This is a genomic window from Methylobacterium sp. E-065 (assembly GCF_022829605.1).
Classification (GTDB): Bacteria; Pseudomonadota; Alphaproteobacteria; order Rhizobiales; family Beijerinckiaceae; genus Methylobacterium.
This window is the reverse complement of sequence record NZ_JAKSYD010000260.1, coordinates 63,365-79,816: the sequence shown is the minus strand read 5'-3', so window position 1 is coordinate 79,816 and position 16,452 is coordinate 63,365. Positions and strand designations below refer to the sequence as shown.

Annotated in this window: 14 protein-coding genes; 2 read left to right on the top strand and 12 right to left on the bottom strand. The window is 70.8% G+C overall.

The genetic code is table 11. From position 1 onward, the window contains the following. Position 1 precedes the first annotated feature (1 nt). From acsF to bchF, 12 genes are read right to left on the bottom strand one after another with little or no spacing between them, the layout of a single operon-like run. Positions 2-1,090, bottom strand: coding sequence for a magnesium-protoporphyrin IX monomethyl ester (oxidative) cyclase (gene acsF / locus MKK84_RS30250; RefSeq protein WP_243925901.1), 1,089 nt, complete (start codon positions 1,088-1,090; stop codon positions 2-4). Then, entirely contained in the window at positions 1,087-1,383 is a 297-nt protein-coding gene (locus MKK84_RS30245) for a hypothetical protein (RefSeq protein ID WP_243925899.1), read from the bottom strand. Before MKK84_RS30245 ends, acsF begins: the two co-directional genes overlap by 4 nt. Continuing rightward, positions 1,383-1,892 carry a photosynthetic complex assembly protein PuhC gene (gene puhC / locus MKK84_RS30240; protein ID WP_243925897.1) on the bottom strand — a complete coding sequence of 170 codons (510 nt, stop codon included), beginning with the start codon at positions 1,890-1,892 and terminating at the stop codon, positions 1,383-1,385. The genes MKK84_RS30245 and puhC overlap by 1 nt, the downstream gene beginning before the upstream one ends. A gap of 10 nt (positions 1,893-1,902) precedes the next feature. Beyond that, positions 1,903-2,553, bottom strand: coding sequence for a photosynthetic complex putative assembly protein PuhB (gene puhB / locus MKK84_RS30235; RefSeq protein WP_243925896.1), 651 nt, complete (start codon positions 2,551-2,553; stop codon positions 1,903-1,905). Continuing rightward, positions 2,550-3,329, bottom strand: a complete 780-nt coding sequence (puhA, locus tag MKK84_RS30230) for a photosynthetic reaction center subunit H (protein WP_243925894.1) — start codon at positions 3,327-3,329, stop codon at positions 2,550-2,552. The genes puhB and puhA overlap by 4 nt, the downstream gene beginning before the upstream one ends. Before the next feature lie 19 nt (positions 3,330-3,348). Then, positions 3,349-4,779: a BCD family MFS transporter gene (locus MKK84_RS30225; RefSeq protein WP_243925892.1), complete on the bottom strand. Its 1,431-nt coding sequence runs from the start codon at positions 4,777-4,779 to the stop codon at positions 3,349-3,351. After that, positions 4,776-5,531, bottom strand: a complete 756-nt coding sequence (gene bchM / locus MKK84_RS30220; RefSeq protein ID WP_243925890.1) for a magnesium protoporphyrin IX methyltransferase — start codon at positions 5,529-5,531, stop codon at positions 4,776-4,778. The genes MKK84_RS30225 and bchM overlap by 4 nt, the downstream gene beginning before the upstream one ends. Positions 5,532-5,547: 16 nt before the next feature. Continuing rightward, positions 5,548-6,441, bottom strand: coding sequence for a ferredoxin:protochlorophyllide reductase (ATP-dependent) iron-sulfur ATP-binding protein (gene bchL, locus MKK84_RS30215; protein WP_243925888.1), 894 nt, complete (start codon positions 6,439-6,441; stop codon positions 5,548-5,550). After that, the gene (locus MKK84_RS30210) at positions 6,438-10,184 is read right to left on the bottom strand and encodes a magnesium chelatase subunit H (protein ID WP_243925886.1); all 3,747 of its coding nucleotides are present in this window, start codon (positions 10,182-10,184) and stop codon (positions 6,438-6,440) included. The genes bchL and MKK84_RS30210 overlap by 4 nt, the downstream gene beginning before the upstream one ends. Then, positions 10,174-11,754: a ferredoxin:protochlorophyllide reductase (ATP-dependent) subunit B gene (bchB, locus tag MKK84_RS30205; protein ID WP_243925884.1), complete on the bottom strand. Its 1,581-nt coding sequence runs from the start codon at positions 11,752-11,754 to the stop codon at positions 10,174-10,176. Before bchB ends, MKK84_RS30210 begins: the two co-directional genes overlap by 11 nt. A gap of 4 nt (positions 11,755-11,758) precedes the next feature. After that, positions 11,759-13,033, bottom strand: coding sequence for a ferredoxin:protochlorophyllide reductase (ATP-dependent) subunit N (locus MKK84_RS30200; protein WP_243925882.1), 1,275 nt, complete (start codon positions 13,031-13,033; stop codon positions 11,759-11,761). After that, positions 13,030-13,539: a 2-vinyl bacteriochlorophyllide hydratase gene (gene bchF, locus MKK84_RS30195; protein WP_243925881.1), complete on the bottom strand. Its 510-nt coding sequence runs from the start codon at positions 13,537-13,539 to the stop codon at positions 13,030-13,032. The genes MKK84_RS30200 and bchF overlap by 4 nt, the downstream gene beginning before the upstream one ends. Before the next feature lie 316 nt (positions 13,540-13,855). On the opposite strand from bchF, the gene MKK84_RS30190 reads away from it, so the two are divergent. Both MKK84_RS30190 and ppsR read left to right on the top strand, forming a co-directional pair. Next, complete coding sequence (locus tag MKK84_RS30190; protein ID WP_243925879.1) at positions 13,856-14,749, top strand: B12-binding domain-containing protein; 894 nt, start codon at positions 13,856-13,858, stop codon at positions 14,747-14,749. 30 nt (positions 14,750-14,779) lie between these two features. Further along, entirely contained in the window at positions 14,780-16,225 is a 1,446-nt protein-coding gene (gene ppsR, locus MKK84_RS30185) for a transcriptional regulator PpsR (protein WP_409566564.1), read from the top strand. Positions 16,226-16,452: the final 227 nt, after the last annotated feature.

The following is a 16,452-nucleotide window of genomic DNA, read 5'->3' as shown; positions in this document are numbered from 1 at the left end:
TCTACCAGACCGGCTGGAGGCGGATATCGGCCGGCAGGGCGTTGGCCTTGACGGGCAGGAGATACAGCCGGACGAAGGTCGCGGCCGCGCGCAGCACCTGCACGCCGTGCTGCACCTTGCCGAAGAGCCCGCCCCGGGCCTTCGCGTCGGCGATCGCCCGGGAGCAGGCGAGCAGCCGGTCGAGACCCGCCTTGAACTTCGGATTGTCGAGGTCGAGTTCCAGCGGGAAGGTCTGGCGGGAGATCTCCGAGGTGATCCGGAAGACCTTGAAGTCGTAGTCGCTCGGATCGACGCCCAGAGCCTTGTGGAAGGCCGGCCGGTGATGGTCGCGCACATACATCGTGGCGAACACGGCGAGCAGGAAGAACCGGATCCAGTAGCGGTTGATGCCGCTGGTCAGCTTCGGATTCGCCCGCATCAGGAGCGCGAAGGCCTCGCCGTGGCGGAACTCGTCGTTGCACCACAGCTCGAACCACTTGAAGATCGGGTGGATGCGCCGCTCCGGATGCCGCTCCAGCTCGCGGAAGATCGTGATGTAGCGGGCGTAGCCGATCTTCTCCGATAGATAAGTCGCGTAGAAGATGAACTTCGGCCGGAAGAACGTGTATTTCTTGGACTTGGTGAGGAAGCCCAGATCCACGCCGATGCCGAAATCCTTGAGCGTGTCGTTGATGAAGCCGGCGTGGCGGGCCTCGTCCCGGCTCATGAAGCCGAACAGCTCCTTGATGTCCTTGTTCTTGGCGCGCTTGCGCATCTCGGCGTAGAGCACGCAGCCCGAGAACTCGGCGGTGATCGACGACACCAAGAAGTCCAAGAACTCCTTCCGCAGTTCGGGCTCCATCTGCGACAGGTCGCAGTCGAACTCCTCGTTGCGAGTGAAGTGGCGCTTGTTCGGGTCGGCGCGCAATTCGGCGATGAGCACGTCCCAGTCACGCCGCACCGGCTCGACGTTCGTGCGGTCGAGCTCGACGAAATCGGTCGTATAGAACCGGGGCGACAGGAAGGTCGTCTCCTGGGCCGCCTTGGTCGATTCGTTGACCGGCGACTTCGGGATCGGCTGGCCGGTGGGGGGCGCGACGGGAGCGTTCACAGCTTCCTCCTTTCGGAGAAGCTGACCTCGTAGAGTTCGGTCAGCTCGAGATGGGCGATGAGCTTGGTCCAGACCCGCTCCAGCGGGCCGGCCCGGGTGATGGTGGCGGTGCGGCGCACGCTGAGGCGCTCGCCGTAGGGCACCGCGGTCGGCGCATCATGGACTTGGACCTCGTCGCCGGGCTCGATCTCGAAGCCGGCATCGAGAGTCACATGCGCGTGCAGGCTCTCGGGGGTCTGCTCGATCTCGACCGTGCAGGGCACGGTGACGGTGCGGCTGCCGAACAGGCCCATCACCGGGTCTCCGTGGCGGGCGAGCCCGGCGCGCCCGGCGCGGGCATCAGCCGGGCGAAGGCCCCGGCATTGGTCGGCCCGAAGGCTTCGAGCGGCACCCGGCGGCCGGTGGCCTCGTCGGCGAGCGCCAAACGGCCGTCGTCGAAGCGGGTCAGGCTGAAGGGCTTTTCCGGCCCGAGGCCATCGCGCTGCCGGGCCTGGGCGAGGCCCCGCAACGTCCCGCGCAGGAAGCCGTCCTCGCCGGGGCGGATCCAGGCGAGGATCTTCTGGTCGGCGACGTTGCGCAGGGCGATCGAGCCGTCGACCTGATCCTCGGCGTGGAATTCGACCTGCGCCACCGGCTTGGCGGGCGGCAGGGCGACGAGGCCGACCCCCTCGCTGCGGCCGATCAGGACCGCCAGCATGGTGAAGCCCATCAGCGCCCCGGCGCCGATCATCAGCAGCGCCGGCGCCGGTCCCGCGGCAACCCGAACCGGTGATCGGCCGGCGTTCTCCGCCCGCTCGCCCATCGTCCCCTCCCTACTCGGCCGCGACGAGGCGGCCGGCATTTTCGTTCGCCTGACCCAGACGGGCCACCCGCACCGGCGGCGCAGCGCCGTCGGCATGGGCCGCCAGCGCCTGCGCCAGCAGGGCCGCCGCCCCATCGGCATCCGGCACGGAGCGCAGCATGGGCTCAGTCCGCGACAGATGCCAGGGCCGGGCGTGCGGCCAGAGCTGAAGGTAGGCGATCCGCAGGCCCGGCCGCAACCGCAGCGGGACGTCTCCGGTGCCATCCGTGAAGGCGCGCAACGCCGCAGTGTCGATCTGGGCGAACGGCAGGTTGTGGGTCACCTGCAGGGCGATGCCGGCCTGCAGCACGACCCGGCGATTGGTGATCGTGTAGAGCGTCGTCCGGTGGGTCAGCCACGCGAGCAGCCAGAGCAGGGCCATCCCGCCCGCGCCGATCACCAGGGTCGGCAGCACCACCTTCAGCGCCCCCGTGGCTGAGCCCGCCGCCAGGCCGAAGGCCAGGCCGGAGAGTCCGAACCACGCGATCACCAAGCGGGCGTGGAACACCCGCACCAGCAGACCCGTGGTGGTGGGCGCGCCCTGCCACAGGATCCGCTCACCCGCCGGCAGCGGGCCGGGCAGTCCCCGCAGGGTGCCCTCGGGAATGAAGTCGCCGCTCATATCAGGGGCTCCGCCCGGGCCGGCGTGGCGTAGAGCGTGCCGGCGCCGAAGTAGGACATGACCCGCTCCTCCTCCAGGAAGGTGACGCTGTCGGGGTCGCGGGTCTCGGGGATGTCGGCGAACTGGCTGGCGAGCAGCGCCTCGGTCTTCACCGTCTTGGTGAAGCCGCCGGCCCGGCAGAACGTCACCGGCATCAGGCGGCGGCCGCCCGTGGGCAGCTCGACCTCGTAGTAGCGCAGCAGCGACTCGCCGCGGTCGACCCAGACGTCGCAGACGACGCCCGCCACCGCGTTGTCGGTGCCGAACACGGTCATGCCGATCGGGTTCGGGCCGTCCTCGTGGACGACGAAGTTGGTCGCCACCCGCAGGGGCACGATCCGGATCTCGTTGTCCCAGGTCCGGTCGTGAACGTCGTGCCGGAGCACCCAGGAGCCGGGGCCGACGCCGGCCTGGAGCGAGGACTCGGTCCGCTCGTAGGGTGCGCCCGGCCAGGGCTCGACCTTGCGGGCCGGGATGCCGGTCTCGATGTCGCCGCTGCCATGCACCGCCTGGGGGGCGTAGGTGGTCTCGCCGCCGGGCAGGTGGAACGCCTTGGAGCGGGGGATCAGGAACGGATCGACCGACTTGCGGCGCCCGACCGCCTCGTTCTCCAGGGGGTAGCCCTCGCGCCGGTCCTCCCGGCGCAGCCAGAACACCAGGCCGGCGAAGAAGAGGAAGAACGCGTAGAGCACGACCTGGGCGACGTCGACGTAACCTGTAAGTGCGCCGGTTGGCATGGCTGACCTCCCCCGTGTCTCAGGCTGTCCGGCCGGCGAGAGTGCCGGTCATCCGATCGCGTGTCTGCGCACGCGCGTCCTCACGCACCAGCGGCCCGAGCGCGAGGAGCGCGGCGAACAGCAGGGCGATCTCGATGTGGTAGACGATGAGGTAGCCGATGGCGGGCTCGTTCATGCCCTCGCCGAGCACCCCCGACTGGGCGATGGCGCCGCCGACATCGCGCACGAGGCCGCTGGCCGCGATCGACAGGCCCGCCGCGGTCGCCTGCACGGCGCCCCAGGCGCCGAGCGCCAGTCCGGTATCCTCGGGGCCGGCCCGGTTCATCGAGGCGGTGAGCGTTCCGTGGGCGAACAGGCCGCCGCCGAGGCCGATCAGGCTGACGCCCGCGGCGAACAGGTCGGCCGAGGCCAAGGGCGCCGCGAACACCACCGCCGAGAAGGCCAGGATGCCGATCCCGACGCCCACTGCCGACACCCGGAACGGGTCGCCGCCCCGGCCGAGCCAGCGGGCCGCGATCAGCAGGCCGAGGCCGCCGCCTGCGGCCAGCAGCGCGGTGAGCGCCGTGGTCGCCCCCACGGAGAGGTGCAGGATCTGGCCGCCATAGGGTTCCAGCAGGATGTCCTGCATGGAGAAGCCCGCCGTGCCGAGGCCGATCGCCACGAGGCGGCGCCGGGCGGTGCCCTCCCCCGCATAGGCCCGCCAGGAGGCGCGGAAGTCGCGCTGCGGCGCGTCCCGGTTCCGGGTGGTGTCGCGGGGCTCCTGCTTCCACAGCGCGAAGCCGTTGAGGATGATGGTGACGAGCGCCGCGCCCTGGATCACCTGGATCAGGCGCACCGCGGAGAAATGCGCCAGGAACAGCCCGAACAGCACCGCGCTCGCCATCATGCCGAACAGGAGCGCGGCGCAGAGCAGCGCCACGACCTTCGGGCGGGCATGCGCGGGGGCGAGGTCGGTGGCGAGCGCAAGGCCCACCGTCTGGGTGGTGTGGAGGCCGGCGCCGACCAGCAGGAAGGCGAGCGCCGCCGCGAGGTCGCCGACCCAGAGCGGTCCGGTCGTGTCGCCCGACAGGATCAGAAGGGCGAAGGGCATGATCGCCAGCCCGCCGAACTGCAGCAGCGTGCCGAACCAGATATAGGGGACCCGCCGCCAGCCCAGGACCGAGCGGTGCGTGTCCGACCGGAAGCCGACCAGCGCCCGCAACGGGGCGAAGACCAGCGGCAGCGCCAGCATCATGGCGACGATCCAGGCCGGGACGCCGAGCTCGACGATCATCACCCGGTTCAGGGTGCCGATCAGCAGCACCGCCGCCATGCCGACCGTGACCTGGAACAGGGCTAGGCGCAGCAGCCGGCCCAGCGGCAGCTCGACCGTGGCGGCATCCGCGAACGGCAGGATCGCCGGACCGAGGCGCATCAGGGCCGCGGTGAGTTTTTGCGAGGCGCTGCTCATGGGCGCACCCCGGGCGCCGCGTGGCTCCCTCCCCCCTGTGCGGGGGTCGTAAGCGTACGCGTCAGCGCGATCGCGTTCGACAGGTAGAAGCCGCTGTTGATCCGGTGCGACCGCGCCCAGGCGAAGCCGTCGAGGGCGCGTTCCGAAGAAATCCGCCGCCGCAGCCCACGCTCGGTCACCGGCACGATGGCCGGCGAACGGTCGCCCCGCGGAAAGAACTGTCCGGCCGCGTGCATCACGGTCAGCAGCGCCGTACGCGGCGCCACGGTGAACAGAATCGAGCCGTCCGTGCGCGCGCCCAAAGCCGCCAGCGCCCGGGCGATGTCGGCGGCGCGGTAATGGATCAGCGAATCCATCGCCACCACGTGGTCGAACCGGCCGAGACCGGGATCGAGCATGTCGCCGACGCGGAACTCGATGCGCCCCGCGCCGGACATTTCCGGCAGGCGCTCCTGCGCCAGCCCGATCAGCGTGGGCGAGACGTCGATGGCCACCACCTCGGCGCCGCGCCGTGCCGCCTCGACGCTCAGCGCCCCGGTGCCGCAGCCGGCATCGAGCAGGCGCAGGCCGGTCATGTCGGCGGGCAGCCAGGCGAGCAGTGTCGCCCGCATGGCGTCGCGCCCGGCCCGCACCGTGGCGCGAATCCGGCTCACCGGGGCGTCCGAGGTCAGGCGCGACCACGCATCGACCGCGGTGCGGTCGAAATAGGTGGTCAGTTCACCCCGGCGGGCATCGTAGCTGGCGCTGGCCATCAGTCGAACCCCAAACTCAATCGAAACCGAGGAACTCGAACAGGTCGCGGTCCTTCATGGGGATCGCCTCGCAGGGTTCGCCCCCGGCCCAGAGGATCTCGGCGAGCCGCATGTACTCGGCGGTCACCGCGTCGAGTTCCGGGGAGGATTCCATCTCGAACAGGGTCGACTTCTTCAGCCGCGAGCGGCGGACGATATCGAGGTCGGGGAAGTGGGCGAGCCGCTTCAGGCCGACCGCGTCGTTGAACCGGTCGATCTCGTCGGTCTTGGCCGAGCGGTTGGCGATGACACCGCCGAGCCGCACCGGATAGTTCTTCGCCTTGGCGTGGATCGCCGCCACGATCCGGTTCATCGCGAAGATCGAGTCGAAGTCGTTGGCGGTGACGATCAGCGCCCGGTCGGCGTGCTGGAGCGGCGAGGCGAAGCCGCCGCAGACCACGTCGCCCAGCACGTCGAACACCACGACGTCGGTGTCTTCCAGGAGGTGGTGCTCCTTCAGGAGCTTCACGGTCTGGCCGACCACGTAGCCGCCGCAGCCGGTGCCGGCGGGCGGGCCGCCGGCCTCGACGCACATCACGCCGTTATAGCCCTCGACCACGAAATCCTCGACGCGCAGCTCCTCCGAGTGGAAGTTCACCGCCTCGAGCGCGTCGATCACCGTGGGGGCGAGGCGCTTGGTCAGCGTGAAGGTCGAGTCGTGCTTCGGATCGCAGCCGATCTGCAGCACCCGCTTGCCGAGCTTCGAGAACGCCACCGACAGGTTCGACGAGGTGGTCGACTTGCCGATCCCGCCCTTGCCGTAGACCGCGAACACCTTGGCGGTGTCGATCTTCAGGTCCGGATCGAGTTCGACCTGAACGCTCCCCTCTTCTTTCCGGGCGATGACGGGATTGCGGATCGCGATGTTCATGCGGCCACTCCTGTGGTGACGCCTTCCAGACGGTCTTCCAGTTCCTCCTCGGCCCGGTCGAGGGCGTCGCGCATCTCTGCATCGGGGGTCCAGAAGCCGCGGCGGTGCGCCTCGATCAGCCTTTGGGCGACCTTGGCGGAGGCGGTGGGGTTCAAGGCGGCCATGCGCTCGCGCATGTCCTTGTCGAGGACGTAGGTCTCGGTGATCCGCTGGTAGATCCAGGGCTGGACCGCGTTGGCGGTGGCCGACCAGCCGACCGTGTTGGTGAGGTGCGTCTCGATCTGGCGGACGCCCTCGTAGCCGTGGCCGAGCAGGCTTTCGTACCATTTCGGGTTGAGCATCCGGGTGCGCGTCTCAAGCGCCACCTGCTCCTCCAGGGAGCGGACGCGCCCCTCCCCGCGGGTCTGGTCGCTGATGTAGATCGGCACCGACTCGCCCTTGGCCCGGGCCACCGCCCGGCCCATGCCGCCGAGCCCGTCGAAGTAATGGTCGACGGAGGTGACGCCGACCTCGACCGAGTCGAGGTTCTGGTAGGCCATGTCGACGGAGGCGAGCACCGCCTGCATCAGGGCGCGCTGCGGCGCCGGGCGGCCGTTGCGGCCATACGCGAAGCTCTTGCGGCGCGAGAAGGTCTCGCAGAGTTCCGCGTCGTCGTCCCAATTGCCCGAATCGACCAGGTGGTTGACGTTGGCCCCGTAGGCGCCCTCGGCGTTGGAGAAGACGCGGAGCGCCGCGGTCTCCAGATCGCAGCCGTGCTCGGCCTGGATCGCCAGGGCGTGCTTGCGGACGTAGTTTTTCTCGAGGGGCTCGTCGGCAGTGGCGGCCAGGAAGGACGCTTCCGCCAGGAGCTTGGTCTGAAGCGGTAGCAGGTCCCGGAAGATGCCCGAGAGGGTGACCACCGCGTCGATGCGGGGGCGGCCGAGGGTTTCCAGCGGGATCAGCTCCGCGCCGCTCAAGCGGCCGTAGCCGTCGAAGCGGGGCTTCGCGCCGATCAGCGCCAGCGCCTGAGCGATCGGGCCGCCCTCGCTCTTGAGGTTGTCGGTGCCCCACAGGACCAGGGCGACGCTCTCCGGGCAGGGTTTTCCGTCCGCCGCGAAGCGTTCGAGGATGCGGGCCACCTGCCGGGCGCCGTCGGCCACCGCGAAGGCGGAGGGCAGGCGGTAGGGGTCGAACCCGTGGATGTTGCGGCCGGTCGGCAAGATCGCGGGGTTGCGCAGCAGGTCGCCGCCCGCCACCGGCGGCACGAAGCGTCCGTCCAGCGCCCGCAGCAGGGCCGGAACCTCGTGGTCGCGGGCCAGCAGCCGGTCGGTCTCGGCGAGGCTCGCGAACGCGGCCCGGGTCTCGGCATCCGCCGGCAGCCCGGAGGCCGCGATGACCGCCTCGATCCCTGCGCCGGAGACCAGCGCGGCGATCCCGGCCCGCTCCGGCACCAGGCCGTGCGAGGCCTCCGCCAAAGCAAGCAGCATGTCGATCCGCTCTTCCGCCGGCATGCCGTCGCCGACCACGTGCAGCCCGTGCGGGATCAGGGTCTGTTCCAGCTCCTGCACGGCCGACCAGAGGTCGCCGACCCGGGCGCCGAGGTCGCCGGTCCAGGCCGGCGTGGCGGCCACGAGATCGAGGGCCGCGCCCTGCTCCTGGATCAGGCCGGCCAGGGTGCCGCGCTCGGCCATCGCGGCGATGTCGAGGCCGCGCCAGCGCTCGATCGAGCTCTTGAGGTCGATCAACCCACGATAGAGCCCGGCCGCCGCGAGGCTCGGGGTCAGGTAGGACACCAGCGTCGCGGCCGAGCGGCGCTTGGCCAGCGTCCCCTCGGAGGGGTTGTTGGCGGCGTAGAGATAGACGTTGGGCAGGGCCCCGATCAGCCGCTCCGGCCAGCAGGCCTCGGACAGGCCGGTCTGCTTGCCGGGCATGAATTCGAGCGCCCCGTGCGTGCCGAAATGCAGCACCGCGTCGGCGGCAAAATCCTCGCGCAGGTAGCGGTAGAAGGCCGAGAACGCGTGGGTCGGCGCGAAGCCGCGCTCGAACAGGAGCCGCATCGGGTCGCCCTCGTAGCCGAAGGCGGGCTGGACCCCGACGAAGACGTTGCCGAACTGGGCGCCGAGCACGAACAGGTCGGCGCCGTTGGTCTGGTGGCGGCCGGGCGCCGGGCCCCACTGGGCCTCGATCTCGGCGAGGTAGGTCTCGCGGCGCAGGTGGTCCTCGGCCGGGATGCGGGCGTGGACGTTGGCCTGGGTGCCATAGCGCTTGGCATTGCCCTCCAGGATCGCCGTGCGCAGGGCATCGACGCTCTCGGGCACCGCCACGGCGTAGCCGTCGGCCGCCAGACCCTTCAGGGTGTTGAGCAGCGAGGCGTAGACCGACAGGAACGCGGCCGTGCCGGTGGCGCCGGCATTGGGCGGGAAGTTGAACAGCACCACGGCGAGCTTGCGCGCGGCCTTCGGGGTCCGGCGCAGCGACACCATTTGCGCGACCCGCTCGGCGAGGCGCGCGGCCCGCTCCGGGTGAACCCGCATGTCCCGGGCGTTGTCGCTGCCCGAGGCCGAGGAGCGGCCGCCGAACACCATCGGGGCGGTGGCGCCGTCGAGTTCGGGGATCGCGACCATCATGGTCGCCTCGACCGGCGACAGGCCGCGGTCGCCCGATTCCCACTGCTCCAGGGTCTGGAATTCCAGCGCCTGGGCGGCGAGGTAGGGCACGTCGAGCTGGGTCAGCATCGCCTCGGCGGCGGCGGCGTCGTTGTAGGCGGGGCCGCCGATCAGCGAGAAGCCGGTGAGCGAAACCAGCGCGTCGATGCCGGTACGCCCGTCCTTCATGAAGAAGGAATCCACGGCCGGGCGGTTGTCGAGGCCGCTGGCGAAGGCCGGCACCACGTCGAGGCCCTGGGCCTCCAGCGCCGCGATGACGCCGTCGTAATGGGCGGTGTTGCCGGCCAGCACGTAGCTGCGCATCACCAGCAGTCCGACGCGGCCCCTTGTGCCGGCTTGGCGCGGGAGGCGCGCCAGGTCGGCGCCGATCCGGCCCGGCAGGCGCGGATGGTAGAGGCCGGTCTCGGGATAATCGAGGGGCGCCGGCGCCGCCGGGCCCTCGCGCCACGCCGCCCGCTCGCCCGCCGCGTAGCGATGGACCAGGAAGCGCACCAGGGCGGAGACGTTCTCGTCCGAGCCGGCGAGCCAGTATTGCAGGGTCAGGAAATAGGCGCGCACGTCCTGGGCCGAGCCCGGGATGAAGCGCAGGATCTTCGGCAGCTTGCGCACCAGGGCCATCTGCCGGCCGGCATTGCCCTGCTGGCCCGGCTTGCCGCGCAGCTTCTTCAGGAAGTCGAGGGCGCTGCGCTTGTTGCCGCTCATGTCGAAGCGGCCGAGCTTCGTGGTCTTCACGACGTCGCCGGCCGAGAGGCAGCCGACCATCGCGTCGCAGGCGTCGCGCCGCGCCGCCAGTGCCGGTAGGATCGCCCGGACATGCTCGTCCATGAACAGCATGGCCGAGAGCACGATGTCGGCGCTGGCGATATCGGCCCGGCAATCGTCGAGGGCGGCGGGGTTGTTGTCCCACTCGGCCGCCGCGTGGAAGCCCAGGACCAGCCCCGGCATCTCGGTGCGGAGCCGCAGACGCGCCCGCTCGACCGCGCTCGCAAGGTGATTGTCGAGGGTGACGATCACGACGCGGATCGGCGGCCGGCGCTGAGACGCGCCTGCCTTGGCCGGGCCGGCACCGGGGCCGGCGGAGTGCGCTCTAGCGGCCATAATGCGCCTTGGCGTCGTAGAGGGTTTCAAGGGTGATGAGCGGCAATTGCCGCTCACGGGCGAATCGCTCCGTGTTGGTGCGCGCCTTGCCGCGCACGAAGAACGGGATCTTTTTCAGCTCTTTCTCGGCCTCGGGCGCCCAGGGGGCGACCGCCACCGAGACCGGATGGTCGAGATGGATCGGCGCCGGTGCAGCTTCAGGCGCAGGAGCGGCCTGGGGGGGCGGCGCGGCGACCGGCGTGCCGCCGAGATGCGAGGGGCCGACGCCGTCGTGGAATTCCGGATCCTCCCGGAACATGCCCAGCAGGTGCTCTTCCAGGCCCATCATCAGCGGGTGGACCAGGGTGTCGAACAGGACGTTGGCGCCCTCGAACCCCATCTGCGGGGCGTAGCGGGCCGGGAAGTCCTGGACATGGATCGGCGCGGAGATCACCGCGCAGGGGATGCCGAGCCGCTTGGCGACGTGGCGCTCCATCTGCGTGCCGAGCACCAGTTCGGGCGCGGCGGCGCGGATCGCCGCTTCGACATCGAGGTAATCGTCGGTGATCAGCGCCTCGAGACCGAGTTCGGCCGCCTCGGCGCGGACCTCCCGGGCGAATTCGCGGCTGTAGGTGCCGAGCCCGACGACCTTGAAGCCGAGTTCCCGGGCGGCGATCCGGGCGAGGCCGATCGCGTGCGTGGCGTCCCCGAACACGAAGACGCGCTTACCGGTCAGGTAGGTCGAATCGACCGAGCGGCTGTACCAGGGCAGGCGCGAGCCGGGGCCATCCAGAACCGGCGCCGGATCGAGGCCGGCCAGCGCCGCCACCTCCTCGACGAACCGGCGCGTGCCGCCGACGCCGATCGGCACGACTTGCGTGAACGGCTGCCCAAAACTCTTCTTCAGGTACTCCGCTGCGGAGCGCGCGGTCTCGGGATAGAGCACGACGTTGAAGTCGGCGTCCTTGAGCCGGCCGAGATCGGCGGGCGCGGCGCCGAGCGGCGCGACCACATTCACGTCGATCCCGAGCGAATCGAGCAGCCGGCGGATCTCGATCAGGTCGTCCCGGTGGCGGAACCCGAGCGCCGTGGGTCCCAAAATGTTGCAGAGCGGGCGCCGCCCGGGCTCGCGCGCGGCGCGCGCACCGGGAGCTCCGGCGAGCGCCCGGACCAGCCGATAGAAGGTCTCGGACGCGCCCCAGTTTTCCTTCTTCTGGTAGGCCGGCAGCTCCAGGGGAATCACCGGGATCGGCAGGTTCAGCGCCTTGGCGAGCCCGCCCGGATCGTCCTGGATCAGCTCGGCGGTGCAGGAGGCGCCGACGATCATCGCCTGCGGCTGGAACCGCGCATAGGCGGCGGCCACCGAGGTCTTGAACAGCTCGGCGGTGTCGCGGCCGAGATCCTGTGCCCGGAAGGTCGTGTAGGTGACGGGCGGGCGGGCATCGCGCCGCTCGATCATGGTGAACAGCAGGTCGGCGTAGGTGTCGCCCTGCGGCGCGTGCAGCACGTAGTGCAGGCCGGTCATCGCCGTGGCGATGCGCATCGCGCCGATATGGGGCGGGCCTTCGTAGGTCCAGAGGGTCAGCTGCATGGCGCTACACCTCCAGCAGGGCGCGGCGCCGGAGCGGGCGCGCGAACAATTCGGCGAGGTCGCCGGCCTGCTCGTAGCCCTGCACGGGCGTGAACAGCAGCTCGATCGACCACTTGGTCGACAGCCCCTCGGCCTCCAGCGGGTTGGCGAGGCCGAGACCACAGACCGTGAGGTCCGGCCGGGCCGCGCGGCAGCGGTCCATCTGGTCGTCGAGGCTCTGGCCTTCCGTCACCCGTGTGCCGGCGGGGAGCCACTCGATCTCGGCGGCCAGATGCCCCCGGTGCAGGTAGGGGGTCCCGACCTCCACGAGTTCCGCGCCGAGTTCCCGGGCCAGAAAGCGGGCGAGCGGCACTTCAAGCTGCGAATCGGGGAAGAAGAACACCCGCTTGCCGCCGAGTTCTCCGCGCAGCGGCGCCAGCGCGGTCTCGGCCCGGGCGCGGCCCGGCGCGGTCGCGGCCTCGAAGGTGTCGTCGGAGATTCCGAACGCCTCGGCGGCGGCCCGGAGCCACCCGGTGGTGCCCTCGGCGCCGAGCGGGAACGGCGCGGGAAGCCGGCGGGCGCCGCGCTCCTCGAGGGCGCGGGCGGTGTCGGCCAGGAACGGCTGGGCCAGCAGATAGCGGGTACCACGGCCGACCGCCGGCATCGCGCCGGCCCGGCGGGCGGGCAGGAACCGGACATCGGCGATGCCCATCGCGGCGAAGATCCGAAGGAACTGGTCCTCGACCACGTCGGCCAGGGCGCCGACCACGAGGAGCGACGGCGCGGCCGTGTCGCTCTCGCGAGGCAGATCCGGCACGAGGGCGGCGAGGCAGGCATCCTCACCCTGCGTAAACGTCGTCTCGATGCCGGAACCGGAATAGTTCAGCACCCGCACGGGGTTCAGGCGTCCCGACAGGCGCTGGGCGGCCCGGGACAGGTCGAGCTTGATCACCTCGGACGGGCAGGAGCCCACGAGGAACAGCAGCTTGATGTCCGGCCGGCGCTCGATCAGCCGGGTCACGACCCGGTCGAGTTCCTCGTTGGCGTCGGCGATGCCGGCGAGGTCGCGCTCGTTGATGATCGCGGTGGCGAATCGCGGCTCGGCGAAGATCATCACCCCGGCGGCCGACTGGATCAGGTGCGCGCAGGTGCGCGACCCGACCACGAGGAAGAACGCGTCCTGGATCTTCCGGTGCAGCCAGACGATGCCGGTGAGCCCGCAGAACACCGCGCGCTGGCCGTGCTCCTGATGCAGGTCGATGCCGCCGCAGGCGGTCGGGGGCGGGACCGGCGCGTTCACGACAGCGCCTCCGCGAGGTGCTTCGGCTGGCGGCCGGGATTGCCCTGCAGCCGGGCGGCCCGCAGCTTCAGCACGAACTGGCCGGCATTGATCACGTAGGTGGCGTAGGCGGCGAGCGCCAGAATCAGCAGCGCTTGCCCCCCGAGGGCGCCCGTGGCGAGCGCGGCGAGGTAGGCCGTGTGGAGCGCCAGCACCAGCATGCTGACCACGTCCTCCCAGAAGAAGGCCGGCGCGAACAGGAAGCGGCCGAACACGGCCTTCTCCCAGATCGAGCCGGTGATCATGATCGCGTAGAGCGCCAGGGTCTTCACCACGACCGAGATCTCGGCGGCCGCGATGGTCTCGCCGGTCGCCAGCGCGCGCAGCACCAGCACGAGGCTCGCCAGGAAGATCACGAATTGGAGGGGTGCCAGCACGCCCTGCACCAGGGTCCAGGGGGATGCGTCGCGCCGGTGCCGCTCGGCAGGCGTGTAGAGCGGTCGTGCCGGTCGGGCCTCGGGACCCATGCATCCGCTCCCCTGATCTCGGCGGTGCCTAGGGCTCCGTCGTTGTCAGAGGCTAGGGCGGGGCCCCCCAAAGTGTCAAGTGCGCTTGACGTTCGCCGAGCATGACATAGGCCGGCGACGTTTTTCTTGGTCTTAGATCATTGCCAAGTTCGTCAAGATGCGTATCGTTTGGACGCACGGCGACGCGCCGGTGACTTGGCCTATCGAGTTCCGCGCTAGACAAAGACGAAGAATAGACGGGCGAGTAACCCCGCACCCGAAGACGCGAGCGGAGCTGCCGGTTCCTCGAGCCGGGGCCGTTTCAGGGAGGGTGCCGATGGGACACTGGAGGCATTTCGGCGAGCGTTTGGAACTGGGACCGATCGCGGCCGGCTGCGGCACGGTCAGCGACGCTTCGCCGGTCTTCCGCGATAAGCCCCGCGTGCGGCCTGATTCGCCACGGTCGCGGCCGGATGCCCTCACCCGGGTGATCGAGGGCGAGATCCTCCCCCGGCTGATGCTGGCCCACCGGCCGAGCGCCGGCCGCCGCCCGCCGGCCGACCGGGCGGTGACGCCGCAGGAAATCGCCGCCTTCAGTGCCCTCCTCCTTGGTCCCGGCCCGGTGGATCTCGATGCCGAGATCGCGGTCCTGCGGGATGGCGGCCTGCCGCTGGCGCGTCTGCTCCTCGATCTGCTCGCCCCGGCGGCCCGGCATCTCGGCGCCCTGTGGGAGGAGGATGCCTGCGATTTCCTGGCCGTGACCGAGGGCCTCGGGCGGCTGCAGGCGATCAGCCGGCACCTCTGCCTGGAACTCGAGATCGAATCGGCTCCGATCGGCGGCCGCAGCGTGCTGCTCCTGCCCTGCCCCGGCGAGACACACCGATTCGGCCTGTCGATCGTCGCGAGCTTCTTCCGGGAGGCCGGCTGGTACGTGACCACGGCTGTGCCGGCGCCCGGCCTCGATCCCCTCGCGCTCCTGGCGAGCGACTGGTTCGAGGTGGTTGGCCTGTCGCTCTCCTCCGACGTGCTCCTGCCCGTCCTGGCGGCCACGGTGGCCGAGGTGCGGCGCGCCTCGCGGAACCCGGGGGTGCGCGTGCTGGTCGGGGGCCCCTATTTCACGCGCCACGGCGGTGAGGCCGGCCTCGTGGGGGCCGACGCCTGCGCGCTCGATGGGTGTTCGGCGCCTGCCGCCGCGGAAGCTTTGCTGGACAGGCAGGCATTGGCCTGTTGAAAGGGTTTTCATCCACTCCATCACATAACGGTGAACGTGACGCTTCAGCCGCACCTCATCTCCTCGGGATCACCCGCGGTGCTGGACCAGGTCGCCGGCCACCTCGACGGCGAGGCGGTCGGGCGCATCGTCGCGGCATCCTCCGATGTCTCGCTCGTGATCGACGCCGAGGGCGTGATTCGCGACGCGTCGATCGGGACTGATCTCGAGGCAGAGAATATCCCTGGCTGGCTGGGCCGGCGCTGGGTCGACACCGTGACGGTCGAGAGCCGGCCCAAGGTCGACGCCCTGCTGCGCGACGCCCGGCCCGACGGCATCACCCGCTGGCGCCAGATCAATCACCCCTCCCCCAGCGGCATCGACCTGCCGATCCGCTACGCCTCGATCCGCCCGGCCGAGGGCGGCCCGATCCTGGTGCTCGGGCGCGACATGCGGGCGGTGGCCGGCCTCCAGCGCCGCCTGATGGAGACCCAGCAGGCGCTGGAGCGGGATTACGAGCGTCTGCGCGCGGTCGAGACCCGCTACCGGCTCCTGTTCCAGATCTCCGGTGAGCCGGTGCTGGTGGTCGATGCCGGGACAAGGCGGGTCGCCGAGGCGAACCCGTCCGCCGCGCGGCTGCTCGGTCGCCCGGCCAAGCGCGTCGCCGGCCAGGACGTGGTCGAACTGTTCGATACCAGCAGCACGAGGGCCCTGGAGGCGCAGTTCGCCGCCCTGCGGGCGACCGGGCAGGCCGGGGAGATCCGGGCCGCCCTGCCGCACGGGCGCGGCGAGGTCTCGGTCTCGGTCTCGCTGTTCCGGGGTGAGGGCGGTGCCAGTGCCCTGATGCGGTTCGTGGCCGATCCGGCAGCCGCCGAGGCCGGCTCCGGTCAGGAGGTGCCGACCCAGGCGGTGATCGAGGCGATGCCCGAGGGCTTCGTGGTCACCGACCCGAGCCGGCGGATTCTGACCGCCAATGCCGCCTTCCTGGAGCTGACCCAGCTCGCCACCGAGGGGCAGGTTCGCGGGCGCACCGTGGATCATTGGCTCGGCCGCGACGAGACCGAGGCGCAGGCCCTGTTCGCGACCCTGGGCGATCACGGCGTGGTGCGGCGCTTCGCGACGGTCATCCGCGGCGCCTATGGCGGTCTGGAGGATGTGGAGGTCGCGGCCGTTTCGGTGGCGGGCGCCCGCCCCTGCCTGGGCTTCGCGATCCGCCCGGCCCCGCGCCGGATCCCCGAAGGGCGATTCGGCGGTGGGCGGGAGGTGCCGCGCTCGGTGGAGCAGATGGCCGAGCTGGTCGGCCGGGTCTCGATGAAGACGCTGGTGCGCGAGACCACGGACCTGATCGAGAAGCTCTGCATCGAGGCGGCCCTGCGCATCACCCGGGACAACCGGGCTTCGGCCGCGGAGATGCTGGGCCTCAGCCGGCAGGGCCTCTACGCCAAGATGCGCCGCTACGGCGTCGGGGATCTCGACGGGCCTGTCGAGGCGGACTGATCTGGGCCGACACGTTTTCGCGATGACGCGGCACTACGCCGGATCGGGCCGGAACACGGTTCGGAGCGTCCGCGGCCGTGCTCCGAGGCTGAGTCATTGCTGCCTAAGCGGGGATGAACCGCGTTCCCGGGGCGGATTGCGTGCCTCGGGTGCACACGCGCCGGTCCAATGTCGCAGCGTGTATTATCACCCTACGGATGTATTCACCCGACAAACGCCCCGCACAT